Here is a 24,570-nt window from a genome sequence, read left to right on the forward strand (position 1 = left end):
CTAATCTCGGGGATTTTTCGAGATCCGCAACGACTTGGCCTTGGCTTCCACGATCAGGTACATCACCAAGGTAATCAGTAGCGGCAAGATGAAATAAATCGCCCGATACGCCAGCAATCCGGCCACCAGGCTGCCTCGGGACACTTCATGTTGCAGCAGCGCCACGAATACGGCTTCCAGCACGCCAAGCCCTGCGGGAATGTGCGTGATGACCCCGGCAATCGCGCTGATCAGCAACACCCCGAGCACCAGCGGGTAATCCAGCTTGCTCGGCAGCAAGGTGAAAATCACCGCCGCCATCAGCGCCCAGTTCAGCGCCCCGAGGGCCAGTTGCAGCACCGCCATGCGCAGGGACGGCAGGTTGATTTCCACCCCACGTATCGCCCACTCCCGCCGCTTGGAAAACTGACACGCTGCCAGGTACCCCGCGCTCACCAGCAGCAGCAACACGCCCACGCCTTGCAGCGCATCGCTGCTCAGCTTCCAGCCTGGCGGCATTCGCACCAGGCCGCTGCTGAATACTGCACCGGCAATCACCATGTAACCGAACCAGTTTGTCGCGAGGCTCAGCCCGAGAATTTTCGCGATGTTGCCCTTGCTCACCCCGAGTCGCGAATACAGCCGATAACGCATGGCAATACCGCCGACCCAGGCACTCAGGTTGAGGTTGAAGGCATAGCTGATAATCCCCACCGGCAGGATCTGCTTCCACGTCAGGTCCTGGCGAATGTAGGTACGGCCGATCAGGTCGAAGCAGGCGTAGACCAGAAAGCTCACCACGGTCAGGCCGGACGCGATGATCAGCGTGCGCACCTTGAAATCGGCGAGGTTGTCGAACACTTCATCCCATTCGATGCGCTGGGCAAGCATCGTGAACAGCACGATCAGCGCCAGGAAAAACAGCATTGTCAGCGGCCGTTTCCAGCGGCTCCAGCGGGATTTGCCCGATGTTTCGGCGTGGGTCGCCGGTTGTGTCTCAGAGTGGCTCATCAGGTGTCACTCCCGGCGGAATGAGTAAACGGTTTCAGGCGAGGTTTATGCGCCGGCAACCAACCGGCCCAGGCCGGGAAGTGCCGCAGAAAGTGAAACACCAGAAAGCCGACGGTCATGTGCCAGACTCGACCGCGCGGGGCTTTGTCGGCGCACATGACCTTGCAATGGTTGTTACTCAGGTCTTCGAGGCGCTCGAACAGGTCGCGGTTGAAGGCGCGATCGCGGATCAACACATTGGCTTCCAGGTTCATGGACAGGCTCAACGGGTCGAGGTTGCTCGAGCCGACCGTGCTCCAATCCTCATCCACCAGCGCGACTTTACCGTGCAGTGGACGCTCGCAATATTCGTGAATCTGCACACCGGATTTGAGCAGGTAGTCATAGGTCATGCGCGCGGCGAGTTTGGCCACCAGCATGTCGGGCTGACCTTGCAGGATCAGTCGCACATCGACGCCACGGCGCGCCGCGTTACGGATCTCGCGCAGCAGGCGATAGCCCGGAAAGAAGTAGGCATTGGCGATCACCACCCGGCGCTGGGCACTGCGCAGCACCTGCCGGTAAACCTCTTCGATGTCAGTCGGATGCTCGCCGTTGTCGCGGTACACCAGGCGAACCTGGCCGTCATGATCGGTGAACGCCAGTTCCGAGCGCCGTTGCCTGCGTCGTTGCCACCAGTATTTGGCGTGAGCCGGGCGACCACATTGCAGCAAGGCGAAGTGATGGATGTCGGCCACCGCCGGGCCTTGCACTTCAACGGAATAATCCTGCTTGGCCTCAGGGCCGAAGTCAGCCAGATGGTCGGCAGAAAAGTTGATGCCGCCGATGAACGCGATCGTGCCGTCGACCACTACAATCTTGCGGTGCAGGCGGCGGAACCAGTTGGTGCGGATCCCCAGACGTTTGGGCGCCGGGTCGAAAATCTGAATGCGCACGCCGGCTTCGCTCAGGGCGGCGAGGTATCCCGTGCTCAGTTCACCGCAGCCAAAGCCATCGAGATTGGCGGTAATCCGCACGCCGCGTTGAGCGGCGGCGATCAGGACTTCTTGCAGCTCATCACCGACCTTGTCCTCAAACACAATGAAGGTTTCCAGCAGGATTTCAGTCTTCGCCTGACGCATGGCCTCGAACACCCGAGGGAAATACGCTTCGCCGTTTTCCAGCAGCTCTACGCGGTTGTTGCCTTGCCAGCCATATTCGACGTCGACCACGCCCGGTTCACGGATCGGCGGGGTTGTGGATAAGTGCTCCACGTTGGTTTTATCCATCGATGAGCTGCTCATAGCTCGATCTCCACCGACAGCGGTACGTGGTCGGAAAGGTGTGACCAGGGCCGCGCGGCCAGCACTTGTGGTTGGCTGGCCTTGAGGTTGCGCACGTAGATGCGGTCAAGGCGCAACGCTGGCAAACGCGCTGGAAAACTGCGCGCCGGTTTGCCGTGGAGTTCGGCGAAAACCTCCCGCAAACCGCAGGGGTTGAGCAGTGCATCGGCGCGCTGGCGCCAGTCGTTGAAGTCACCGGCAACGATCACCGGGGCATCGCTGGGCAGTTCTTCGAGGCGCTGGGCCAGCAACTTGAGTTGTTCGGTCCGGTGGGTTTCGTGAAGGCCTAGATGCACACAAATGGCATGCACTTCCTGGCCGTCACCGGGCAGGCGCAGCACGCAATGCAGGATGCCGCGGTTCTCGTGACCGCTGATGGAGACGTCGAGGTTGTCGTGGCGAATGATCTGGAATTTCGACAGCAACGCATTGCCGTGATCGCCCGCCGGATAAACCGCGTTACGCCCATAGGCGAACTGCGGCCACAGCGTGTCGGCGAGGAATTCGTATTGCGGCATCGCCGGCCAATTGCTGTAGCGCTGGGGGTGATGCTCGTGGGTGCCGTGGACTTCCTGCAAAAACACCACGTCGGCGGACACGCTGCGCACCGCTTCGCGCAGTTCCGGCAGGATGAAACGCCGGTTGAGCGCGGTGAACCCCTTGTGCGTGTTGACCGTCAGCACGGTGAAACGGTGCACGGAGGTGATGATGGGTTGCTGTTCGTCGGTGGTGCCGATCGGTTCGGAAATGCTCATGGCAGCACTCCTTCGGCGGCCAGTTCACCGGGACGGGTGGCGAGGTCTTTATCCAGATGAAAGCGCTCCAGCAAGCGACGGGCATCGAAGGGTGCGCGGACTTTGATGTCGTTGTCGAAGTAGCAAAACACCTCACGGGACTTGCGCGCCTTGGGCTTTTGCCGGGGGGCGATCAGGTGTGGGTCGGGCGGTTGCTGGCCGTGGTACCAGGCTTCGATCCGGTCACCCCAGCGTTTCAGTGCCTCGGGGGTGTAACCGCTGGCATAGAGCTCTTCGGCACCGTGCAGGCGCAGGTAAACGAAGTCGCTGGTGAGGTCTTCGCGGTACGGCCATTTACCGGCGGTGTCGGCGATAACCAGCGCGGCATTGTGGCGTTTGAGCAGGCGGATAAAGGCGGGGTCGACGAAACTCTCGTTTCTGATTTCTACGGCATGGCGCAAAGGCTTTTTTCCGTAGGCGTGCAGGCTGGCGTGACCGTTCACGTGCGAATCATGCTGGTGGGCGAGGGCGGCGGCCTCTTCGGTGTTGTGCGGCAACTGTTCCAGAAAAGTCTCGAACAGCTCGGCATCGAATTTGAAGTTGGGCGGAAATTGCCAGAGGATCGGGCCGAGTTTTTCTTTGAGTTCCAGCACCCCGGACGCGAAGAAATTCGCCAGGGGTTTATGGATGTCCCGCAGTCGCCTGATGTGGGTGATGAAACGCGGGGCTTTGACGCTGAAAACGAAGCCCCTCGGGGTTTCGGCGTACCACTGGGCATAACGTTCGGGCCGTTGCAGGGCGTAAAACGATCCATTGATTTCGATGCTGTTGACCGCCCGTGAGGCGAATTGCAATTCGCGCTTGTGGGTCAGCCCCTTTGGGTAGAAATCCCCCCGCCAGGGCGTGTAGCGCCAGCCTGAAATACCGATGTGGATCGCCGCCATGTCGCCTCCCGTCTAATGGTTCTCGGACTGCCCCTGTCTTTTGATGACTGCGGGGCGGGCGAGAAAGTTTCGACGGGACTACGGACGGTAAAGCAAAGGTCGCAGCCTATTTATCAGTGACCGGCGACGATGCGGGTCGAGCCTTCAGCAGGTTCGGCATACACCGGACCCAACCGGTCAAGACGACCGCTCCACGCGGTCAGCGCCAACGCGACAAGCACTACCAGGCCACCAATCCACGCGGTGTGAATCAGGCCCATATGGGCAACGATCAAGCCACCGCCCCACGCGCCACCGGCAATGCCGAGGTTGAACGCGGCGATGTTCAGGCCCGACGCCACGTCCACCGCATGCGGGGTGTGATGTTCGGCCTGACGCACCACGTAAACCTGTAGGCCCGGCACGTTGCCGAACGCAACCGCGCCCCAGACCAGCACGGTGGCCAGGGCCAGCCATGGGTTGCCGGCGGTAAAGGTCAGTACGAACAACACCGCAGCGAGCAAAGCGAAGATGATTTTCAGGGCGCTGATCGGGCCGCGTTTATCCGCCAGTTTGCCGCCCCAAATGTTACCGACGGCCACCGAGATGCCGTAGACCAGCAACACCAGGCTGACGGTGCTGGCGCTGAAGCCGGAAATGTCCTGGAGAATCGGTGCCAGAAAGGTGAACGCAATGAACGAGCCGCCGTAACCGACCGCGGTCATGGCGTACACCAGCAACAGACGGGGTTGCTTGAGCACCTGCAATTGCTGCAACAGTGAAGCCGGTTTGCTGTGGGCAATGTTTTTCGGCACGTAAAGCAGGCTGCCGATGAACGCGATCACGCCCAGTGCAGACACCGCGAGGAAGGTTTCACGCCAGCCGAAATGCTGACCAATGAACGTCCCCAGTGGCACGCCGGTAACCAGTGCCACCGTCAGGCCGGTGAACATGATGGCAATCGCGCTGGCGGCTTTTTCCTTCGGCACGAGGCTGGTGGCGATGGTCGAGCCAATCGAGAAAAACACCCCATGGGCCAGGCCGGTGACGATCCGCGCAATGACCAGCGACTCGTAACTCGGCGCTTTCCAGGCCAGCAGGTTGCCGAGGGTGAACAGCACCATCAGCGACAACAGCAGCATTTTGCGCGGGACTTTACCGGTGAGGGCGGTCAGCACCGGGGCGCCGATGGCAACGCCCAATGCGTAGAGGCTGACCAGCAGGCCGGCGGACGGGAGGCTGACGCCGAGGTCGGCGCCGATGGTGGGTAACAGGCCAACGATGACGAACTCGGTCGTCCCGATGGCGAAGGCGCTGAGGGTCAGCGCGAGCAAGGCAATGGGCATGACTGCAACTCCGGTGGATTGATTGATGGAGCGCAGTGTCGGGGTTTGGGTTATGTAGAAAAATACAGGGATGGGCATTTGATATTTGCTTTGTGCGCAAAGATCAAAAGCGCCCCCTCACCCCAGCCCTCTCCCCCCCAAGGGGGGCGAGGGGGAAAGGGAGCAGATTTGTGTTGTTTTCAAAACCTGAGTTCGACTCGATGTTTCAGGTCGACGTAGCTCCAAGAACACCTCGGTAGGCGCCCTCTCCCTTAGGGAGAGGGCTGGGGTGAGGGGTGGCCCTTGATTTCACCCAATAACCGAACTTGCCTACACTTTCCCGATCAGTTCCTTACAGACCCATTTGCAGGAGCGCCGCGTTTGTTCAAGTTCAAGACCGCGATACTACTGGGGGCGTTGCTGATTCTGGGCAGCAACGAGCTGGAGGCTGCCGCACTACCGGGTGTGCCGGCGGCGGCCACCGCCACGACACCGCTGGCCCACCCCGAACCGCTGGTACAGGGTGGTTTGCTGGGTGCCATCAGTTCGAGCATTGATGAAGTCCAGGGAAAACTCGATCTCAACGAGGACCTGCTGGACGCCTGGCGTCTGCGTGCAGACCGGGCAGCGGTTGAGGTGGATCAACTGGTCAATCATCGGTCGTCCCGCTCGAGCTGGAGCGTGGCGGGGGATTTCCTGCTGTTGTCCGGTGTGTGGATTGGCGTCTTTGCACTGCTCTGGCTGCTGGGAGGGTTGCTCACAAAACGTCTGTGTCAGAACCGCCTGCTGCTCACTCGCGAGCGCGGTCAGGCTTTACTGGGTTACGTGTTGCCCTACACGATTCCGGCGCTGATCAGCCTGCCACTGACGCTGTATGTCAGCCATTTCTTGCAAGTGTCCGCCGGCCGGGCGCTGGCATTGTGTTTCGCCTATGCCACCAGCAGCGGCATTTTTGCCGCGTCGTTGCTGTTGTCGCTGGTGGTGGTGTTCAACGCCGGCCATAAGCGCCGGGCGGTGCAGATTATTCGTCAGTGCAGCCCACGACCGCTCTTTGTCATCGGCTTCCTCGTGGCCCTGAGCGACGCCTTGACCAGTCCGCAGATCGCCCGCCTGCTCGGCGGTAATCTCACCAGCAGTATCGCGGTGTTCACCGGGATGGCGGCTTCGATCGCCTTTGGCCTTCTGGTGTTCAAAATGCGCCGTCCAGTCGCCCATCTGATCCGCATTTTGCCGTTGGCCCAGCGTCTCAGTCAGCCGGCCTTGCGTGAAATGCTGCGGATCTTTTCCGGGCTCTGGTACTGGCCGATTCTGTTGATGGTGCTGGTGTCGGTGATCAACCTGATCGGCATCGGCGATGACAACCAGAAAGTACTGCGCTGTGCGTTGTTTACTACGGTGTTGCTGATTGCGACGGTGTTTCTCAGCACGTCGCTGCATCACCTGTTCAAGTCGCGCAGTGAGTTGTCCGTGCGCCGCAGCAGTGCCTACAAAGAACGCTTTCTCAGCCTTTCGCACGCGTTGCTGCGCATCGCCCTGGCGATTGTGTTCATCGATGTCCTGGGGCGCATTTGGGGCGTGTCGTTGTTCGAGTTTGCAGTGAGCAATTCGGTCGGCCGGGCGATCAGCGATTCCCTGAGCCGTATCGGTTTGATTTTCCTGGTGACTTGGATGGTCTGGGTGGTGTTGGACACGGCGATTCAGGAAGCCCTGAAACCACCTGTCAGCAAACGCTCGGCGCGCCAGCCCAGTACCCGGATCAAAACCATCCTGCCGCTGCTGCGCAACGCGATCAAAATCATTCTGGTGGTGATCTGCGCCATCACCACCATGGCGAATCTGGGGATCAACGTTGCACCTTTTCTGGCCGGTGCCGGTGTCGTGGGGCTGGCCATCGGTTTCGGTTCCCAGCAACTGGTGCAGGACGTGATCACCGGGTTGTTCATCATCATCGAAGACACATTGTCGATTGGCGATTGGGTGGTGCTCGACTCTGGCCACGCCGGCACCGTCGAAGGCCTGACCATCCGCACCTTGCGCCTGCGCGACGGCAAGGGGTTTGTGCATTCGGTGCCGTTTGGTCAGATCAAGGCCGTGACCAATCAATCACGGCAATTCGCCTATGCATTTTTCTCGGTGCAGTTCACCTACGACACCGATGTCGACAAGGCTATCGAGTTGATCCGCGAGGCCGGAGATTCCATCCGCGACGATGCGTTCCTCAAGTACAACCTGCAAGGGCCGCTGGATGTCTTTGGTGTCGACAAGATGGACCTCAACGGTGTGGTGCTGACGGCACAGTTCCGCACTGTGTCGGGTGGGCAATATGCGGTGAGTCGCGCATTCAACCAGCGTTTGAAAAAGCTTGTGGATAACAGCCCGTGGGTGCATTTCGCGCAAACTTATCCACAGCAGGTGTTGATGCCCAGACAGGCTGTTGAGTCGCCGCAAAGCGATGGGCTTGCATCGGAGCATTCATCGGTGTTCCTGCCGGATCAGCCGAGAACTCAGTAAACACGCGGATACCTGTGGCGAGGGAGCAAGCTCCCTCGCCACAGGGTTGTGGTGTTTGGTTATCGGTGTTGAATCAGTTTGCTACGGACATCAGTACTGGCCTGCTGATCCAGCACCAGCCAGAAAATCTGCTTGCCGGCGATCTCGGCGGCGGCCGGAAGACCATCGCGATACACCAGCCGATTACTCGCTAGCGCCGGCACCTTCGCGCCCGGTAAAAGCGTCCCCGCGAGGTTCAGCGGATCAGCCCCGCACACGGCAATCAAACTCCCGTCATGCGGCCGTCGCCGCACCTCGCGCAGTAATGGAATGGCTTCAGGCAATGCAAACTGCTCACCGGCCAAGCCACTGACAAACCGCCCGCCGCGAATCTCGCCGCGCGCTTCCAGCCGATGGAAAGTGCGCAGCAATTCCCGCCAGCTCGGCAACCAATCCGCTTCACGTTCCAGCAAGCGCCAGAACACCACGCCGTAGCGCCGGAGCAAGGTCCTAGCGATATGTTCAAGGGTGTCGGTCGGCGTCGGTGCCGGACGTTTGTTATCCACAAGCGGAGCTTGCGCGCCGCGTCGCAGCAAGGCCCAGCGCCCGGCATCGTCCATCCCGCCGACAAACGCTCCGCGCCCGCGTCGGCTGCTGCGATTCTGGCGTTTGCTGGCCGGGGTGATTAGCGCTCGCAGGCCGGCGAAGCTGTCGGCATTCACCAACCCGGCGCCTACCAGCTCCTGCAAGGCGATCTCCAGTTCCGAGCGCAGCAGGTGGGCTTCGTGAGTCAGCTCATCGAAAAACAGCGCGCCGTGTTGGCTCAGGGCTTCGTAGACTTTTTGCGTCTTGGGCGACAGTTCGTTGACCGGCGTCTGCTCGGTCAACCCGCTCCACAACCCGACCTGACTGCGCGGCAGCAGCAGAATCGGTGTGCTGCGCAGCGCCGTGCTGGCGCTCTTGTTGCGCGCGGTCAGGCGAGTCCACACCAGTTTGCCGCTGCGACACAGGTCATCCAGCCAACTGGCCGAATAGTCTTTGACTCGCGCCGGCAGGATGTCACTGTCCCAGGCTGAAGCAGCAGCGGGGTAGCCTTCGAACTGACCGACTATCGCGGGCAACACTGCGCTGCCCTGACCCTGGGTCGCGGCGGACAGATGCTGCCAGTCGAATAGAAAACGCATGAAATCCTGCAACGCCACGGGCTCGATTTCCCGCCGCAGACGCTTGACGGTGTAGCGGTGAATCCGCGCCAGCAAATGCCGTTCGCACCATTCTTCCTCATCCGTGCCGGGCGTGAATTGGCCGCGCAGCACATAGCCTTCGCGCTCCAGTTGCGCCAACGCCTGGGTGACTTGAGTTGCCGGTAAACCGAGCGGTTCGGCAATCGCGTTCAGCGGCAACGGACCGAACGCGCTGAGCCGCGCACGAATCACTTCCAGCACCGCTTCGTCCGACGTCCAGACTTCATCGAATCCGGGCAACGCTTCCAACGGTGGCTGCAAAATCGCTTGTGGATAAATCGCGTTCAGGCAAGTCAGTCGCTCCAGTGCCAACCACAGCGCTTGCCTGGCATTGACTTGCAAGCGGCTGGCGCGACCGCTGTCGGCCAGGGCGTTCAGCCAGTCGAGCCAGTCGGGATGGGCCTGGGCTTCGGCGTCGGTGATGCACGCGAGGCTCATCAACGCTTCATGCATTTCATCGACGCCAGTCGGCGTTGGCCAGGCTTCCTCGCGCACGGCTTGAATCGCGTCCGCATCCAGCGCACCGAGGTCGTCGGTGGACTGCGGATCGCTCCAGCGGCGGTTGAGTACTGCTTGAGTGCGGCGCTCTTCCAGCGGCGCATCGTCGAGAAAGGTGTAGGGGCGGGCACTGAGAATTTCCGCTGCCAGCGGCGAGGGCGCTGGCAGGTCGCGGCTGATCAGGCGGATGTCGCCACGTTCCATGCGCCGCAACAACGCCAGCCAGCCTTCGCTGTCCATGGCCTCGTGCAGGCAATCGTCGAGGGTTTGTTCCACCAGTGGATGGTCGGGAATTTCCCGTTCGCCGGCGAGGTTTTCCACGCAGGCAATCTGATCGGGAAATACGCTGGCGATCAGGTCTTCGCTTTTCATCCGCTGGATCTGCGGCGGGACTTTGCGTCCGCCACTGTAGCGCGGCAGCGCCAGAGCGACCCCGGCATTCCAGCGCCAACGCACGCCGAACAGCGGCGCATCGAGCACGGCTTGAATCAGGGTGTGCTCGGCGCTGTTGCTGTGCAAATAGCGCCAGACATCATCGAGTTCGAAACTGTGGCTGGTGGACAGCGACAGGACGATGGCGTCTTCGCTGGCGGCGGCCTGCAATTCGAAGTTGAAGGTGCGGCAGAAACGCTTGCGCAAGGCCAGGCCCCAGGCGCGGTTGATGCGGCTGCCGAACGGCGTGTGGATGATCAGTTGCGTGCCGCCGGACTCGTCGAAAAACCGCTCCATCAGCAGTGTGTCTTGTGACGGCAGGGCGCCGAGGGTCAGGCGCGCACGGGCCAGGTAATCGACCAATTGTTCGGCACTGGCCAGGTTCAGGCCGAGGGTGTCGGTCAGCCAGTCGGTCGCGGGCTGCAAGTGACCGGGTGTAGCGCCGAGCAGCTCATCGAGTTGCGCTTGCAGGCGGGCCACGGCGAATGACAGTTCAGCGCTGCGCCCCGGCGCTTCGCCGAGCCAGAATGGAATGGTCGGCGGTTGGCCCTGGGCATCTTCGACCCGGACCTTGCCGGTTTCGACCCGCAGAATACGGTAGGAGGTGTTGCCCAATTGGAAGACATCCCCGGCGATGCTTTCCACCGCAAAGTCTTCGTTGACGCTGCCGATGTTCAGCCCTTGGGGCTCGAGTAAAACGCTGTAGTCGGCATTGTCCGGGATCGTCCCGCCGCTGGTCACGGCGGTCAGCTTGGCGCCCCGGCGACCTCGGAGGGTGCGGGTCACGGCGTCGCGGTGCAGGTAAGCGCTGCGGATGCCCAGGCGACCGTTGTAGCCTTCGGCGAGCATCTGCAGCAGCGCTTGATAGTGTTTTTCGTCGAGTTCGCCGTACGGCGAGGCGTTGCGGAACATCTCCAGCAACGCCTGCTCCTGCCATTCCTGGCAACTGACCTCGGCGATGATTTGTTGCGCGAGTACATCCAGCGGTGCCTTGGGGATCAGCAGCGTGTCGAGTTCGCCGCGACGCACACAGTCGAGCAGGGCGGCGCATTCGATCAGATCGTCGCGGGTGGTGGCGAACAAACGGCCCTTGGGCGTGCCACCCACCTGGTGCCCGGAGCGGCCGACCCGTTGCAGAAACCCGGCAATCGAACGCGGCGAGGCAATCTGGCAGACCAGGTCGACATCGCCGATATCGATCCCCAGCTCCAGGGACGCCGTGGCGATCAGCACTTGCAGGTCGCCGCGCTTGAGCCGCTGTTCGGCGTCGAGGCGAAACTCCTTGGCCAGACTGCCGTGGTGGGCGGCGACGGCTGCTTTGCCGAGACGCTCGCTCAAGTGACGGCTCAGGCGTTCGGCGAGGCGTCGGGTGTTGACGAAAATCAGGGTGGTGCGGTGTTCGCGGGCGAGGGCGGCGAGGCGGTCATAGACCAGTTCCCAGATGTCGTTGGCCATCACCGCCGACAAAGGCACGGGCGGTACTTCGATGTCCAGATCCCGCGGGCGGGCGTGGCCGATGTCGATGATTTCGCACGCGCGATCACGGCCAACCAGAAACTGCGAGACGGCTTCGATGGGTTTTTGCGTGGCAGACAGGCCAATCCGCATCAGCGGTTGCGGGCACAACGCTTGCAGCCGCTCGAGGCTCAAAGCCAGATGACTGCCGCGCTTGCTGGCGGCGATCGCGTGAATTTCGTCGACGATCACCGTGCGGGCAGTGCTGAGCATTTGTCGGCCGGAGTCGGAACCGAGCAGCACGTAAAGGGATTCCGGGGTGGTCACCAGAATGTGTGGTGCGGTCTTGCGCATCGCCGAGCGGTCTTTTTGCGGGGTATCACCGGTGCGCACGGCGGTGTTGATCTGCAATTGCGGCAGGCCCATCGCGCGTAACTGCTCGGTGATGCCGGCCAGCGGGTCTTGCAGGTTGATCTGGATGTCGTTGGACAGGGCCTTGAGCGGTGAAACGTAGACCACTAGGGTTTCGTCCGGCAGATGACCGCCGTTGGCCATTCCGCGGTGGACCAGGTCGTCGATGACCGCGAGGAACGCGGTGAGGGTCTTGCCGGAGCCCGTGGGTGCGGCGACCAGGGTCGAACGGTGCTGGCGGATCAACGGCCACGCCTGGGCCTGGGCGGCGGTGACCGTCGGGAAGGTGCTGCTGAACCAGGCGCTGACGGCGGGGTGGAAGCCTGCCAGGGCACTGTCCGTCGGGATTGGCAGATTCATGCAGCAATTTATGCGGGTGAGCCGGGGAAGTTGCAAGTACCGCTCAAGACCTTCGCTGGTCTCCAGGGCTCCATCGCGGGCAAGCCCGCTCCCACAGGGATCTTCTGTGAATACAAAATTTGTGGACAACATAGAACACTGTGGGAGCGGGCTTGCCCGCGATGAGGCCAGTAGCAGCACCGCAAATCCCCAGGATCTACACTTTACGGATGACGGTTGCGCACTAAACCCGCAAAATGCAACGATTCCGGCAACTATCGACGGCATCGCCCGCGAGCGGTGTCGATAAAGCCATTGTTTCAATCAGACTGGGCCTGCTGACTCTATGCGAATGCGCCTTATGTTACTGGGCGGCGGAAATGCCCTTGGGCAGGCGCTGATTCGCCTCGGTGCGGAGGAAGACATCGGCTTCCTCGCCCCCCGCCCACCGCAAGACGGCTGGGACGCCGCGAGCCTGACGCAACTGCTCGACGACACCCGTCCGGACGCGTTGATCAATCTCGCCTATTACTTTGACTGGTTTCAGGCAGAGACGGTCAGCGAACAGCGTCTGGCCGGGCAGGAGCGTGCGATCGAGCGTCTGGCCGAACTGTGCCAGCATCACAACATCGTGCTGCTGCAACCGTCGAGCTATCGTGTGTTCGATGGTTCCCGGGCGACGGCCTACAGCGAAAAAGACGAACCGCTGCCCTTGGGCCTGCGCGGTCAGGCCTTGTGGCGGATCGAACAAAGCGTGCGCGCCACCTGCCCGCAACACGTGTTGCTGCGATTCGGCTGGCTGCTGGATGACAGCCCCGACGGCACCCTCGGGCGTTTCCTCGGTCGCGCCGAACTGCCTGAAGAATTGCTGATGGCCGATGACCGTCGGGGCAATCCGACGCCGGTGGATGACGCCGCGCGGGTGATCATCTCGGTCCTCAAGCAACTCGATTGCTCGGCGCCGCTGTGGGGTACCTACCATTACGCCGGGCATGAGGCGACCACGCCGCTGGCGCTTGGTCAAGCGATCCTCAGCGAAGCACGCGCGCTGCATCCGCTGGCCATCGAAGCGCCGACCGCCCAGGCTCACGCCGCCCGGCCCGACGCTGCCGAAGAGCCGCAACATGCGGTGTTGGCCTGCAAGAAAATTCTGCACACTTTCGGGATCAAGCCCCGCGCCTGGCGTGCGGCACTCCCGGGCTTACTGGATAGGTTTTATCGCCATGGCTGACGGCCCTGTTTTAATCACCGGCGGCGCCGGTTTCATTGGTTCGCACCTCACCGATGCCTTACTCGCCAAGGGCCATTCGGTGCGCATTCTCGATGACCTCTCCACCGGCAAACGCACCAACTTGCCGCTGGACAATCCCGGCGTCGAACTGATCGTGGGCGATGTCGCCGATGCCGCGCTGGTAGCGCAGGCGATGGTCGGTTGCAGTGCTGTGGCGCACCTGGCCGCAGTGGCGTCGGTGCAAGCGTCGGTGGATGATCCGGTGAAGACGCACCAGAGCAATTTCATTGGCTCGCTGAATGTCTGCGAAGCCATGCGCCAGAGCGGCGTCAAACGCGTGCTGTACGCGTCCAGCGCAGCGGTCTACGGCAACAATGGCGAAGGCGAGTCAATCGACGAAGACACGCCCAAGGCGCCGTTGACGCCTTACGCTTCGGACAAATTGGCGAGCGAGCATTACTTCGATTTTTACCGTCGCCAGCATGGTCTGGAACCGGTGATTTTCCGCTTCTTCAACATCTTCGGCCCGCGCCAGGATCCGTCCTCGCCGTACTCCGGGGTGATCAGCATTTTCAGCGAGCGCGCGCAGAAGGGCCTGCCGATCACTGTGTTCGGTGACGGTGAGCAGACTCGCGATTTCGTCTACGTCGAAGACCTGGTCGACTTGCTGGTGCAAGCGATCGAGAAACCGCAGGTCGAAGTCGGCGCGGTGAACGTCGGCTGGAACCAGGCCACGACCCTCAAGCAAATGCTTGAAGCCCTTGAAGCGGTGGTCGGTCAATTGCCGCCGGTGAGCTATGGCCCGGCGCGCTCCGGTGACATCCGCCACTCGCGAGCGAACAATCAGCGTTTGCTGGAGCGCTTTACCTACCCTGAGCAGACACCGATGAGTGTCGGCCTGGCGCGGTTGTTGGGGCGCTGAGGTTTTTGCAGCCATGAAAAAGGCGCCTTTCGAGGCGCCTTTTTTTGTGCGGCACTTTTAGAACTTGTAACCCAGGCCAACCATGTAGATGAACGGGTCTACGTCCACATCGACCTTGGCGCGAGTGCCCTGCGCCACCGCGTTATTTTGCACCGTCGCGGTGGTGTCGATGTCGATGTAGCGCACCTGGGCGTTGATCATGATGCTGTCGGTCAGCATGTAGTCGGCGCCGACCTGGAACGCCATACCCCAGGAGTTATCCGCCTTGAAGTTGCTGAAGCCGTTGGCGCTGGCTTCGCTGCCAACGTGCTCGTCGTAGATCCAGGTGTAGTTGATACCGGCACCGACATACGGCTGGAATGCGGACTTGCCGTCCAGTGGGTAGTACACAATGCTCAGCGTCGGTGGCAGGTGTTTCAGCGAACCGAGTTTGCCATTGGCCGCGCCAAGGGCGGTGCCTTTGAGCTTCACGTCATGCTCGAACGGCGAGGCCGCCAGCAGCTCGATCCCCCAGTGGCTGTTGAGCATGTAGGCGAAGTTCAGACCCAGTTGCGTGTCGCTGCTCATGGTGGCCTTGCCACCCAGATCGGCACCCTTCAGCGGACCTTGATCAACCTTTACGCTGGAGCTGTCGGCTTTCGGGTTGACGGTGATTGCACCGGCACGAACGATGATATCGCCGGCTTCGTGGGCGTAGGCTAACGGTGCTGCGAGCGCGAGGGCAAACAGCGAAGCGCTGAGCAAAGACTTGTGCATGGAGGGCTCCAAAGGACGTTAAAAATGTTCGATGTCCAATGGTACGGAGGCGTCTGGTACGGTCTTTTGACTCAGCTCAATGAAACAGTGATGGGGGCGTCATTCACTCCGGCAGCTCATACACATAGATCTTGTCGGCCTCCATCTGATACCCCGCATCAGCTAATTCGCTGCTGGATGCCTTGACCTGCAACGCACCCTCGATCCAATACGGCTGATACAACTCGTCGAGCTTCACACCCACTTCGCTTTTAACGTGCACGATCTGGTTCGACGGCGGTGGCGGCACGTGGATGCAGGCGCCGAAATACGGCACCAGCAGAAACTCCGTGGTCCGACCTTCTTCACTCACTTCCAGCGGCACGATGTAGCCCGGCAGCCGAATGTGCTGACCGTTGAGGCTTTTCACCACCGGTGCATTGGGCATGTCTTGCTTGGCCGCTGGCGCCGATTCGGCGGCCAACGCGTTGCCCATCTGCGACAGGTCGTGCAGTGGCGTCATGTTCGGCACTTCCGGTGCAGCGTCCGGCGGGATCATTTCCGACCAGGTCAGGTCTTTCGGCTCGGCCGCCCACAGGGGCAAGGCGACCAGCATCAACAGCGCAAGCACGGCGCGGGGCATGTTCAACGTCCTCATAAACGGATCGACAGGCCATCGGCCAGGGATTGGCGATACGCGCGCCAGGCCGGCACGCTGCCCATCAGTAACGCGGCGATCAGGATGCCGCCGAGCAGCGTCCATTCATATTCGCTCGGCCAGGCCAGCGGCAGGTACAAGCCGTAATTGGCTTGCACATAACCTTGGGCCAAGGCGATGCCCACATACAAAAGCGCCACCCCGGCAATCACGCCCGACAGCGCCAGGGCAAACGCCTCCAGCACCAGCAAGGTTGCGATGTGCCACGGGCGGGCGCCCACCGAGCGCAGAATCGCCATCTCCCGACGGCGTTCGTTGAGGCTGGTGAGGATCGCCGTGAGCATGCCGATCAACCCGGTCAGCACCACGAACAGCGAGACCACGAACAAGGCTTTTTCCGCCGTACTCATCAAACTCCACAGCTCTTGCAGCGCCACGCCCGGCAGGATCGCCAGCATCGGTTCACCGCGAAATTCATTGATCTCACGCTGCAGCGCGAAGGTCGAAATCTTGCTGTTGAGGCCGAGCATGAACGCGGTGATCGCTTGCGGCGTCAGGTCCATGTTGCGTGCCTGATCGGCGCTGATACGACCGTTGCCGCGCGCCGGCACGCCGTTGTGCCAGTCGATGTGAATCGCTTCCATGCCGCCGAGGCTGATGTGCAACGTGCGGTCCACCGGGGTGCCGGTGCGTTTGAGAATACCGACCACGGTGAACGGTTTGTCGTCGTGCTTGACCAGGCTGATCGCCGCCACTCCGTGGGCCAGCACCAGTTTGTCACCGAGTTTGTAGTGCAGCGCATCGGCCACTTCGGCACCGAGTACCACTTCAAACGGATCGATGGCGAAGGCGCGGCCGTCGGCCAGTTCCAGGTGTTGCTGATGACCGTACTGATAGTGCTCGAAGTACGCCTCGGTGGTGCCCATCACGCGGTAACCGCGATGGGAGTCGCCGAGGGACATCGGGATCGCCCACTTTACTTTCGGGTTGTTGGCGAAGTGTTCGAAGCTGTCCCAACGAATGTTGTTGGTGGCGTTGCCAATGCGGAACACCGAGTACAGCAGCAGGTTCACCGAACCGGAACGTGCGCCGACGATCAGGTCGGTGCCGCTGATGGTGCTGGCGAAACTGGCTTTGGCTTCGGTGCGCACCCGTTCCACGGCCAACAGCAGGCAGACCGACAAGGCAATGGCGAACGCGGTGAGGATCGCGGTGAAGCGGCGGTTAGCCAGGCTGGCCATGGCTAGACGAAACAAATACATCTCAAACCTCGGACGGGGTGGCGGCGCGATTGAGATCGGCCAGCGACAGGTGGCGATCGAACAGCGGTGCCAGGCTCTGGTCATGGCTGACAAACAGCAGGCTCGACCCGGCTTCGCGGCATTCGGCGAACAGCAAGCGAAGGAAGTTCTCGCGGGCGTCGTAATCCAGGGCCGAGGTCGGTTCGTCGGCGATCACCAATTCAGGCTGACCGATCAACGCGCGCGCAGCGGCAACCCGTTGCTGCTGACCGATGGACAGCGAATCGGCGCGACGACTGAGGATGCTTTCATCCTTCAGACCCAAGTGGGCGAGGAGGGTGGCCGCCGCCTGATCGACGCTGCCGTGGCGCTGGATCGCCCGTTCCGCGCGCAGTTTGGAAAAGTGGCAGGGCAACTCGACGTTCTCGCGTACAGAGAGAAACGGCAGCAAGTTGAACTGCTGGAAGATGTAGCCGGTGTGATCGACCCGGAAGCGGTCGCGAGCGCCAGCACCGAGTTCGGTCAGTTCCTGGCCGAGCAATCGGATGCTGCCGCGATCAGGCTTCTGCACTCCGCCGAGCAGGCCGAGCAGAGTGGTCTTGCCACTGCCGCTGGGGCCTTTGAGGAACAGGGTTTCCCCGGGTTCCAGGCGAAACGCCGGGATATCCAGCAGCGGCGGATGACCGGGCCAACTGAAGCCCAGGTCGGACAGTTCGATGAGTGCTTGGGTCATGTGAAACCGGTCAGGTAATAGGTGAACCCTGTGGGAGCGGGCCTGCTCGCGAAAGCGGTTTGACAGTCAACATTTGTGTTGAATGTGACGGCCCCTTCGCGAGCAAGCCCGCTCCCACTTTGGCTCTGCGGTGGATTTAGAATTTCAGGGCGGCAGCCTTGGCCGTCACTTCAACCCCTTGCTGTCCGCTCGGGCTGATCAGTTGTACCTGAATCTTCTGGGTTGCCGGGAAGGTGTTGAAGATGTTCGCCAGGTCCAGGTTTTTCAGCGCGCCCGGTGCCGAGCAACTGAATTGGTAATGCGCGTGGATTTCGCTGTGGTCGTGGTGGTGCCCATCTTTGGCATCTTCATCGTGATCATCATCGGCATCCGGCTTGTCGCCGAACAACGGACTTTCCAGTTCCTGAGTCGCAACCACGCAACCAGCGGCTTTCGGCAGGTTGAACAGCACCAGCGGTTTCTCTAGCTGCGCACGAACGGCGGCGACTTTGGCTTTGTCGGCGTCGGTGGTGGCGGCGTGTTCGAAGCCCACCAGGTTCATCGCCGGGCTTTCCAGTTCCAGCTCCAGGGTCTGACCGTCCAGCGCTGCGTTCAGGCGACCGACACCATGTTCGTGGGCACCGAGGCTGCCGTGCTCATGATCATGTTCATCGGCAGCGTGGGCGACGCCCAGCGGCAACAGGGCAAACGGCAGAGCGAGAAGCAGACGGCGCATGGCGGGTCTCCGAAAAGTAAAATGAAGAATTTGTTATGTAATCTTATAACGTAAGTGGCGAGAGTTTGACCGCCTGCTTGGCGTTGCACAAGTCCCATGGGAGCATGCAAGTCAGAAATGTGCAGGAGCAGACTTATGTTGCGTATACGCGGAAGCATCGGCGACTGGCCGGTGGATTTGACGCTGGAGATGGATGACGACGACTGGGCACGGCTCGGTGCGCAGTTGCAGGTGGTGAAACCGGAGGCCAGTGCTGCACCGGCAAAACCGGTCAATCAGGATGATGCGCTGTGGCAGATCACCAAGGATTTGCTGCGCAAGGCCGGGCAATTGAGCGGACCGGATTTGCTGGATCAGTTGGAAGGGCTGACCGGCAGCGCGGCGTCGGGCAAACGCTTGCTCGTGCGTTTGCGCCACTGCTCTGATGTGAAAGTGACGAGCGGCGGGGATACGCCGCTCTACAGCTGGATCAACGCAGGTTAGTACAGCGCAGCAAACAACTTGCGGCGGTACGTGGTCACCAGTGGATGATCGTTGCCCAGCAGTTCGAACACCTGCAGCAAGGTCTTGTGCGGCAAGCCTTCGTTGTAGCTGCGATTGCGCACGAACAGCTTGAGCAACGCATCCAGCGCCGCGTCGTACTGCTGACGGGCCAGTTGCTGGATTGCCAGCTGATAAACCGCTTCATCGTCCTGCGGATTTTTCGCCAGGCGCGCTTTCAGGTCTGCCGCATCCGGCAAATCCTTGGCCTGGCCGAGGAACTGGATCTGCGCCTTGGCACCGGCGAGGGCCGCCTTGTGCTCATCGCTCTTGACGGCATCGAGCACGATTTGCGCTTCGCCCAGCTCGCCACGTTCGGTGAGGCAGCGGGCGTAGAGAATCAGCGCCTTGGCATTGGTGTTGTCTTCGCCCAGCAGCACTTTCAGTGTGGCTTCGGCGTCGGCAAAGCGGTTGTCATCAAACAGCGCCTGAGCCTGTTCGAACGGGTCGGAAGCAGCCGGCGGTGGCATTTGCACGTGAGGTTCAAGCATCGCGCGCACGGCGGATTCCGGCTGTGCTCCGGCGAAACCATCCACGGGTTGACCGTCCTTGAACAGCACCACCGTCGGCAGGCTGCGAATGCCGAAGCGCGAAACGATGTCCGGCTCGACGTCGCAGTTGACCTTGGCCAGCAGCAACTCACCCTGATAGCTCTCGGCGATGGTTTGCAGCATCGGCATCAAGGCCTTGCACGGCGCACACCATTCGGCCCAGAAATCCACCAGCACCGGTTTGTGGAAAGAGTTCTCGATCACCGACTGCTCGAAATCGGCAGTCGTGGCGTCGAAGATGTACGGCGTTTCCTGACTCATGGGGGATCTCGTAAAAGCGTGAATGGGGCAACTATAAGGCTAGCCGCGCCGCGCGTGGTAGAGGCTCACATGCCGAAACTCTTCGGGCTCGGCCAGATCGGGCAAGGTCATTGCCTCCAGCATCTTGATGCGTCGATACAACGGGTGGCGAAAATCCCTTACGCGTGAATCAGCCACCAGCGCTTCCTGGCCGCGACTCAGGAATTCATCGAGCAAAGGCAGATTCGCCCGGTCGTACAGCACGTCGGCCACCAGAATCAGATCAAACCGATCTGCTTCGGCGAAAAAGTCCGTGGAGTAGTTGAGGTGTACGTCATTGAGTTGGGCATTTGCCCGGCACGCCGCAATCGCCAGCGGATCGAGGTCACAGGCCACCACTTCCAGCGCTCCGGCCTTCACCGCCGCGATCCCCTCCACCCCGGAACCGGCACCGAAATCCAGTACCCGTTTGCCTTTGACCCACTCAGGGAATTCTGCGAGATAGCGGGCGACCGCCAGGCCACTGGCCCAGCAAAAACTCCAATAAGGCGGCTCATGCAGAATTCGCCGGGTTTCCTCCGGGCTGAAGGCGCGGTCCATGTTGTCGCCGTCGATCAGCCAAAGCTTCAGGTCGGTGTCCGGCAATTCACAGGCAACCAGTTGTGCATCACCGAGCAACTCACCCAACGCCTGTTGCAGGTCGAGCGGTGCAATCATGGCGCTTTGACGAATTGCAGCTGACCCAGCACTTGCGTCGTTGGCTGGCTGATGACTTGCGACGGCAGATGCAAAATCAGCTGGCCGGACTGGCTGGCCCGGCCACGCAGTTCCACGCGGGCGCCGACCGGGAAGGATTCCGGGTTGAAACGCAGGTGAAACGGCAGAATCTGATTGGTGCCGATCAGGCTGGAGCTGGCCAGCAATTGTTGCGGGCGGCCCTTGTCGTCGATCACCAGCAGCGCCAGTTCGACTTCGGCGTCGGCCGGCACGCCTTGCAGGGTGCCGCTCAATTCACGCTGATACGCGGGCAGCGGGCCGAGGTTGGCCGATTCCCTGGCTTTCTTCTGTGCCTGTTGTGGCGCGGGGCCTGGCGTCGGCGGCTGGGGCTTGGGCGCATCGCTGCCGCAGGCCACCAGCAGGCTGAAAAGACTGAGCAAAACGAGCGGTCTTAGGGGCATTTTCGGCTCCAGCAAGGTGAAATCCATGGATCTAGCTCTATAGCCCGTCTGTATACCGCAAACCCTATGGCTTGTCTTGCCACGGGGATGCGCTACCATGGCCCTCCCTTTTTTTGTTGCCTGCCACCATGCACTGTCCCTTCTGCGGTGCCAACGACACCAAGGTCATCGACTCGCGTCTGGTCGCCGAGGGCGAACAGGTGCGCCGCCGGCGCGAATGCCTGGCCTGCGGCGAGCGTTTCACGACATTCGAGACGGCCGAACTGGTGTTGCCGCGCCTGATCAAAACCGACGGCAGCCGCCAGCCGTTCGACGAAGAAAAACTCCGCGCCGGCATGCAGCGTGCGCTGGAGAAGCGCCCGGTGAGTGTCGAGCGCCTGGAATCGTCGTTGGTGCACATCAAACACAAACTGCGCGCCACCGGTGAGCGAGAGGTTAAATCCCTTGTCGTCGGTGAACTGGTGATGGCCGAGCTGCAAAAGCTCGACGAAGTCGCCTACATTCGTTTCGCCTCCGTGTATCGGCGCTTCCAGGACCTCAACGAGTTCCGCGAAGAGATCGATCGCCTGGCCCGTGAGCCGGTGAAAGAATGACCACGTCCCCAGAGCAAGCCATCCTCGACGCCCATTACATGGCCCGTGCCCTGGAACTGGCGCGCAAAGGTCATTACACGACACATCCAAACCCTCGGGTGGGCTGCGTGATCGTGCGTGACGGGCAAATTGTCGGCGAAGGCTGGCACGTGCGCACCGGCGAACCCCACGCCGAAGTCCACGCCCTGCACGCCGCCGGCGATAAGGCTCGAGGCGCCACCGCGTACGTGACCCTTGAGCCTTGCAGCCACCACGGACGTACGCCGCCTTGTGCGGATGCGCTGGTACATGCGGGTGTGGCTCGGGTCGTCGCGGCGATGCAAGACCCGAACCCGTCGGTTGCCGGTCGTGGCATGCAGCGCCTGGCCCAGGCCGGCATCGCTACCGAAAGCGGCGTGCTGGAAGGCGAAGCGCGCAAGCTCAATGAAGGTTTCCTCAAGCGCATGGAGCACGGCTTGCCGTTCGTGCGGGTCAAGTTGGCCATGAGCCTCGACGGTCGCACGGCGATGGAAAGCGGCGAAAGCCAATGGATCACCGGCCCTGCTGCGCGTTCTGCGGTACAGCGTCTGCGCGCCCAGGCCAGCGTTGTGTTGACCGGCGCCGACACGGTGCTGGCGGATAATGCACGTTTGACCGTGCGTGCCGATGAGCTGGGCCTGGACCCTGAGCAAACGGCCCTGGCCATGAGCCGTCCGCCGTTGCGTGTGTTGATCGACGGTCGTCTGCGGGTGCCGCTGGATGCACCATTCTTTAAGGCTGGCCCGGCGCTGGTCGCCACGTGCATGGCGATTGAAGAGCAATACGCCCATGGCCCGGAATGCCTGATCGTGGCGGGCGAGGATGGCTTGGTCGACCTGCGCAAACTGCTGGTCGAACTGGCCAACCGCGGGGTCAACGAAGTGTTGGTCGAAGCAGGGCCGCGTCTGGCCGGGGCTTTCGCTCAGCAAGGGTTGGTCGACGAATTCCAGATTTTCATCGCCGGCAAGTTTTTAGGTTCGTCTGCGCGTCCGTTGCTGGATTGGCCGCTCGCGCAAATGAAGGATGCGCCTGAACTCAAAATCACCGAAATTCGCGCGGTTGGCGATGACTGGCGAGTCATCGCCATTCCTTCGCCAGCGGCGAGCGTATAATTCCGGGCCTGCGCCACGCGACGGCCCTGTTCTCGAGGAGGACTCCATGTTTACCGGCATCATCGAATCCATCGGCAGTATTCGTGCATTGACCCCAAAAGGCGGAGATGTGCGGGTACACGTAGAAACCGGCAAGCTCGATCTGAGCGACGTCAAACTGGGCGACAGCATCGCGGTCAACGGCGTGTGCCTGACGGCGGTTGAGTTACCAGGCAACGGCTTTGCGGCGGATGTCAGCCGCGAAACCCTCGACTGCACCGCGATGAACGACCTCAAAAGCGGCAGCCCGGTGAACCTGGAAAAAGCCCTGACCCCGACCACTCGCCTCGGCGGGCATCTGGTCAGCGGCCATGTCGATGGCGTGGGTGAAGTGGTTGCCCGTACCGAGAATGCTCGCGCTGTGGAGTTTCGCATCCGCGCTCCCAAAGAGCTGGCCAAGTACATCGCCCATAAAGGCTCGATCACTGTCGATGGCACCAGCCTGACCGTGAACGCGGTCGATGGCGCCGAGTTCCTGCTGACGATCATTCCGCACACCCTGAGCGAAACCATCATGGCGTCTTACCAGCCAGGTCGCCGGGTGAATCTTGAAGTTGACTTGCTGGCACGTTATCTGGAACGCCTGTTGTTGGGCGACAAGGCCGCAGAGCCGACTTCCAGTAACATCACCGAAAGCTTTCTGGCCGCCAACGGCTACCTCAAATCCTGACCCAAGGGGGTGCCTTGTGGCGCTCAATAGCATCGAAGAACTGGTTGAAGACATCCGCCAAGGCAAGATGGTCATCCTCATGGATGACGAAGACCGCGAGAACGAAGGCGACCTGATCATGGCCGCCGAGTGCTGCCAGCCAGAACACATCAACTTCATGGCCAAGCACGCCCGTGGCCTGATCTGCATGCCGATGAGCCGCGAGCGCTGCGAACTGCTGAAGCTGCCTCTGATGGCGCCGCGTAACGGCTCCGGTTTCGGCACCAAGTTCACCGTGTCCATCGAAGCGGCCACCGGCGTGACCACCGGCATTTCCGCCGCTGACCGTGCGCGCACCGTGCAGGCCGCTGCCGCGAAAGACGCCAAGGCGGAAGACATCGTCAGCCCCGGCCACATCTTCCCGCTGATGGCTCAGGCTGGCGGAACGCTGGCTCGCGCCGGCCACACCGAAGCGGCGTGCGACCTGGCGCGCATGGCCGGTTTCGAGCCGAGCGGCGTGATCTGCGAAGTGATGAACGACGACGGCACCATGTCCCGCCGCGCGGAACTGGAAGCGTTTGCTGCCGAACACAACATCAAGATCGGCACCATCGCCGACCTGATTCACTATCGGATGATCCACGAACGTACCGTTCAGCGGATTGCCGAGCAGCCACTGGACAGCGAACTGGGCCAATTCAACCTGGTGACCTATCGTGATTCCGTGGAAGGCGACGTGCACATGGCCCTGACCCTGGGCACCGTATGCGCCGAAGAGCCGACCCTGGTTCGGGTGCACAACATGGACCCGCTGCGCGACCTGTTGATGGTCAAGCAGCCTGGCCGCTGGAGCCTGCGCGCCGCGATGGCCGCGGTTGCCGAGGCTGGCAGCGGTGTCGTGCTGTTGCTCGGTCACCCGCTCGATGGCGACGTGTTGCTGGCGCATATCCGCGAAACCGCGGAGCACGTACCGGCGAAAAAACCGACCACCTACAGCATCGTGGGTGCCGGTTCGCAGATCCTTCGGGACCTGGGCGTGCGCAAAATGCGCCTGATGAGTGCGCCAATGAAATTTAATGCGATATCCGGTTTCGATCTGGAAGTTGTAGAATACGTGCCCTCCGAATAAGACACCGGGTTTTGTCCTCGTTGTTCACTTAAGGCTTGTTTGATTTACTGTGGCGAGGGAGCTTGCTCCCGCTTGGGTGCGCAGCGCCCACAAGAGGGGCCGCTACGCAGCCCAGCGGGAGCA

The 24,570-nt window shown here is 61.4% G+C and carries 22 protein-coding genes; 8 read left to right on the top strand and 14 right to left on the bottom strand.

What is annotated here, in order from left to right; translation table 11 throughout:
- The 5 genes from ABH912_RS23805 to ABH912_RS23825 all read right to left on the bottom strand — a co-directional run bounded on the left by ABH912_RS23805 (nucleotide 1) and on the right by ABH912_RS23825 (nucleotide 5,315).
- Nucleotides 1–990, bottom strand: a complete 990-nt coding sequence (locus ABH912_RS23805; protein ID WP_429511785.1) for a lysylphosphatidylglycerol synthase domain-containing protein — start codon at nucleotides 988–990, stop codon at nucleotides 1–3.
- Nucleotides 990–2,273 (bottom strand): cardiolipin synthase ClsB, encoded by a 1,284-nt coding sequence (clsB, locus tag ABH912_RS23810; protein ID WP_429511786.1) that lies wholly within the window; start codon nucleotides 2,271–2,273, stop codon nucleotides 990–992. The genes ABH912_RS23805 and clsB overlap by 1 nt, the downstream gene beginning before the upstream one ends.
- Nucleotides 2,270–3,067, bottom strand: a complete 798-nt coding sequence (locus ABH912_RS23815; RefSeq protein WP_429511787.1) for an endonuclease/exonuclease/phosphatase family protein — start codon at nucleotides 3,065–3,067, stop codon at nucleotides 2,270–2,272. Before ABH912_RS23815 ends, clsB begins: the two co-directional genes overlap by 4 nt.
- Nucleotides 3,064–3,990 carry a DUF72 domain-containing protein gene (locus ABH912_RS23820; RefSeq protein ID WP_429511788.1) on the bottom strand — a complete coding sequence of 309 codons (927 nt, stop codon included), beginning with the start codon at nucleotides 3,988–3,990 and terminating at the stop codon, nucleotides 3,064–3,066. The genes ABH912_RS23815 and ABH912_RS23820 overlap by 4 nt, the downstream gene beginning before the upstream one ends.
- A gap of 113 nt (nucleotides 3,991–4,103) precedes the next feature.
- Nucleotides 4,104–5,315: an MFS transporter gene (locus ABH912_RS23825; protein ID WP_429511789.1), complete on the bottom strand. Its 1,212-nt coding sequence runs from the start codon at nucleotides 5,313–5,315 to the stop codon at nucleotides 4,104–4,106.
- Nucleotides 5,316–5,675: 360 nt separating this feature from the next.
- Here ABH912_RS23825 and ABH912_RS23830 point away from each other — a divergent pair, with 360 nt between their 5' ends.
- Nucleotides 5,676–7,805 carry a mechanosensitive ion channel family protein gene (locus ABH912_RS23830; RefSeq protein ID WP_429511790.1) on the top strand — a complete coding sequence of 710 codons (2,130 nt, stop codon included), beginning with the start codon at nucleotides 5,676–5,678 and terminating at the stop codon, nucleotides 7,803–7,805.
- A gap of 59 nt (nucleotides 7,806–7,864) precedes the next feature.
- Here ABH912_RS23830 and ABH912_RS23835 read toward each other — a convergent pair whose 3' ends face one another.
- Complete coding sequence (locus tag ABH912_RS23835) at nucleotides 7,865–12,184, bottom strand: DEAD/DEAH box helicase (protein WP_429511791.1); 4,320 nt, start codon at nucleotides 12,182–12,184, stop codon at nucleotides 7,865–7,867.
- Between the two features lie 325 nt (nucleotides 12,185–12,509).
- Here ABH912_RS23835 and ABH912_RS23840 point away from each other — a divergent pair, with 325 nt between their 5' ends.
- Nucleotides 12,510–13,394: a sugar nucleotide-binding protein gene (locus tag ABH912_RS23840; RefSeq protein WP_033059446.1), complete on the top strand. Its 885-nt coding sequence runs from the start codon at nucleotides 12,510–12,512 to the stop codon at nucleotides 13,392–13,394.
- Complete coding sequence (locus tag ABH912_RS23845) at nucleotides 13,387–14,316, top strand: NAD-dependent epimerase/dehydratase family protein (protein ID WP_429511792.1); 930 nt, start codon at nucleotides 13,387–13,389, stop codon at nucleotides 14,314–14,316. The genes ABH912_RS23840 and ABH912_RS23845 overlap by 8 nt, the downstream gene beginning before the upstream one ends.
- Before the next feature lie 57 nt (nucleotides 14,317–14,373).
- Here the strand turns inward: ABH912_RS23845 and ABH912_RS23850 are convergent, their stop codons facing one another.
- From ABH912_RS23850 to ABH912_RS23870, 5 genes are all read right to left on the bottom strand, one after another.
- Entirely contained in the window at nucleotides 14,374–15,072 is a 699-nt protein-coding gene (locus ABH912_RS23850) for an OmpW/AlkL family protein (protein WP_429511793.1), read from the bottom strand.
- A 103-nt stretch (nucleotides 15,073–15,175) separates the two neighbouring features.
- Nucleotides 15,176–15,694, bottom strand: a complete 519-nt coding sequence (locus tag ABH912_RS23855) for a DUF3299 domain-containing protein (protein WP_033059441.1) — start codon at nucleotides 15,692–15,694, stop codon at nucleotides 15,176–15,178.
- Nucleotides 15,695–15,705: 11 nt separating this feature from the next.
- Nucleotides 15,706–16,971: an ABC transporter permease gene (locus ABH912_RS23860; protein ID WP_429511794.1), complete on the bottom strand. Its 1,266-nt coding sequence runs from the start codon at nucleotides 16,969–16,971 to the stop codon at nucleotides 15,706–15,708.
- Between the two features lies 1 nt (nucleotide 16,972).
- Nucleotides 16,973–17,683 carry an ABC transporter ATP-binding protein gene (locus tag ABH912_RS23865; protein WP_033059437.1) on the bottom strand — a complete coding sequence of 237 codons (711 nt, stop codon included), beginning with the start codon at nucleotides 17,681–17,683 and terminating at the stop codon, nucleotides 16,973–16,975.
- 136 nt (nucleotides 17,684–17,819) lie between these two features.
- Complete coding sequence (locus ABH912_RS23870) at nucleotides 17,820–18,398, bottom strand: DUF2796 domain-containing protein (RefSeq protein WP_429511795.1); 579 nt, start codon at nucleotides 18,396–18,398, stop codon at nucleotides 17,820–17,822.
- Nucleotides 18,399–18,533: 135 nt separating this feature from the next.
- Between ABH912_RS23870 and ABH912_RS23875 the strand changes: the two genes are divergently transcribed.
- A complete protein-coding gene (locus tag ABH912_RS23875) occupies nucleotides 18,534–18,881 on the top strand; it encodes a hypothetical protein (RefSeq protein WP_429511796.1) in 348 nt (115 codons plus the stop codon).
- On the opposite strand, the gene trxA is transcribed toward ABH912_RS23875, so the two are convergent.
- The 3 genes from trxA to ABH912_RS23890 are packed head-to-tail and all read right to left on the bottom strand — an operon-like array spanning nucleotide 18,878 to nucleotide 20,907.
- A complete protein-coding gene (gene trxA / locus ABH912_RS23880) occupies nucleotides 18,878–19,750 on the bottom strand; it encodes a thioredoxin (protein WP_429511797.1) in 873 nt (290 codons plus the stop codon). The genes ABH912_RS23875 and trxA overlap by 4 nt on opposite strands.
- A gap of 39 nt (nucleotides 19,751–19,789) precedes the next feature.
- Entirely contained in the window at nucleotides 19,790–20,446 is a 657-nt protein-coding gene (locus ABH912_RS23885; protein WP_429511798.1) for a class I SAM-dependent methyltransferase, read from the bottom strand.
- A complete protein-coding gene (locus tag ABH912_RS23890; protein ID WP_429511799.1) occupies nucleotides 20,443–20,907 on the bottom strand; it encodes a hypothetical protein in 465 nt (154 codons plus the stop codon). The genes ABH912_RS23885 and ABH912_RS23890 overlap by 4 nt, the downstream gene beginning before the upstream one ends.
- A gap of 128 nt (nucleotides 20,908–21,035) precedes the next feature.
- On the opposite strand from ABH912_RS23890, the gene nrdR reads away from it, so the two are divergent.
- Genes nrdR through ribBA form a run of 4 tightly spaced genes read left to right on the top strand, consistent with a single transcriptional unit; the run spans nucleotide 21,036 to nucleotide 24,447 of the window.
- Complete coding sequence (gene nrdR, locus ABH912_RS23895) at nucleotides 21,036–21,500, top strand: transcriptional regulator NrdR (protein WP_003228656.1); 465 nt, start codon at nucleotides 21,036–21,038, stop codon at nucleotides 21,498–21,500.
- Entirely contained in the window at nucleotides 21,497–22,630 is a 1,134-nt protein-coding gene (gene ribD, locus ABH912_RS23900) for a bifunctional diaminohydroxyphosphoribosylaminopyrimidine deaminase/5-amino-6-(5-phosphoribosylamino)uracil reductase RibD (protein ID WP_033059430.1), read from the top strand. Before nrdR ends, ribD begins: the two co-directional genes overlap by 4 nt.
- 46 nt (nucleotides 22,631–22,676) lie before the next feature.
- Nucleotides 22,677–23,339, top strand: coding sequence for a riboflavin synthase (locus ABH912_RS23905; protein WP_008033746.1), 663 nt, complete (start codon nucleotides 22,677–22,679; stop codon nucleotides 23,337–23,339).
- Nucleotides 23,340–23,355: 16 nt separating this feature from the next.
- Nucleotides 23,356–24,447, top strand: coding sequence for a bifunctional 3,4-dihydroxy-2-butanone-4-phosphate synthase/GTP cyclohydrolase II (gene ribBA / locus ABH912_RS23910; RefSeq protein WP_033059428.1), 1,092 nt, complete (start codon nucleotides 23,356–23,358; stop codon nucleotides 24,445–24,447).
- Nucleotides 24,448–24,570 lie beyond the last annotated feature (123 nt).

The sequence above is a fragment of the Pseudomonas sp. BT76 TE3572 genome (assembly GCF_050435365.1).
Taxonomy (GTDB): domain Bacteria; phylum Pseudomonadota; class Gammaproteobacteria; order Pseudomonadales; family Pseudomonadaceae; genus Aquipseudomonas; species Aquipseudomonas fluorescens_W.

Coding starts and splice junctions, on each gene's coding strand:
- ABH912_RS23805 (WP_429511785.1), bottom strand. CDS start 990: ATGAGCCACTCTGAGACACAACCGGCGACCCACGCCGAAACATCGGGC.
- clsB (WP_429511786.1), bottom strand. CDS start 2,273: ATGAGCAGCTCATCGATGGATAAAACCAACGTGGAGCACTTATCCACA.
- ABH912_RS23815 (WP_429511787.1), bottom strand. CDS start 3,067: ATGAGCATTTCCGAACCGATCGGCACCACCGACGAACAGCAACCCATC.
- ABH912_RS23820 (WP_429511788.1), bottom strand. CDS start 3,990: ATGGCGGCGATCCACATCGGTATTTCAGGCTGGCGCTACACGCCCTGG.
- ABH912_RS23825 (WP_429511789.1), bottom strand. CDS start 5,315: ATGCCCATTGCCTTGCTCGCGCTGACCCTCAGCGCCTTCGCCATCGGG.
- ABH912_RS23835 (WP_429511791.1), bottom strand. CDS start 12,184: ATGAATCTGCCAATCCCGACGGACAGTGCCCTGGCAGGCTTCCACCCC.
- ABH912_RS23840 (WP_033059446.1), top strand. CDS start 12,510: ATGCGAATGCGCCTTATGTTACTGGGCGGCGGAAATGCCCTTGGGCAG.
- ABH912_RS23845 (WP_429511792.1), top strand. CDS start 13,387: ATGGCTGACGGCCCTGTTTTAATCACCGGCGGCGCCGGTTTCATTGGT.
- ABH912_RS23850 (WP_429511793.1), bottom strand. CDS start 15,072: ATGCACAAGTCTTTGCTCAGCGCTTCGCTGTTTGCCCTCGCGCTCGCA.
- ABH912_RS23855 (WP_033059441.1), bottom strand. CDS start 15,694: ATGCCCCGCGCCGTGCTTGCGCTGTTGATGCTGGTCGCCTTGCCCCTG.
- ABH912_RS23860 (WP_429511794.1), bottom strand. CDS start 16,971: ATGTATTTGTTTCGTCTAGCCATGGCCAGCCTGGCTAACCGCCGCTTC.
- ABH912_RS23865 (WP_033059437.1), bottom strand. CDS start 17,683: ATGACCCAAGCACTCATCGAACTGTCCGACCTGGGCTTCAGTTGGCCC.
- ABH912_RS23870 (WP_429511795.1), bottom strand. CDS start 18,398: ATGCGCCGTCTGCTTCTCGCTCTGCCGTTTGCCCTGTTGCCGCTGGGC.
- ABH912_RS23875 (WP_429511796.1), top strand. CDS start 18,534: ATGTTGCGTATACGCGGAAGCATCGGCGACTGGCCGGTGGATTTGACG.
- trxA (WP_429511797.1), bottom strand. CDS start 19,750: ATGAGTCAGGAAACGCCGTACATCTTCGACGCCACGACTGCCGATTTC.
- ABH912_RS23885 (WP_429511798.1), bottom strand. CDS start 20,446: ATGATTGCACCGCTCGACCTGCAACAGGCGTTGGGTGAGTTGCTCGGT.
- ABH912_RS23890 (WP_429511799.1), bottom strand. CDS start 20,907: ATGCCCCTAAGACCGCTCGTTTTGCTCAGTCTTTTCAGCCTGCTGGTG.
- nrdR (WP_003228656.1), top strand. CDS start 21,036: ATGCACTGTCCCTTCTGCGGTGCCAACGACACCAAGGTCATCGACTCG.
- ribD (WP_033059430.1), top strand. CDS start 21,497: ATGACCACGTCCCCAGAGCAAGCCATCCTCGACGCCCATTACATGGCC.
- ABH912_RS23905 (WP_008033746.1), top strand. CDS start 22,677: ATGTTTACCGGCATCATCGAATCCATCGGCAGTATTCGTGCATTGACC.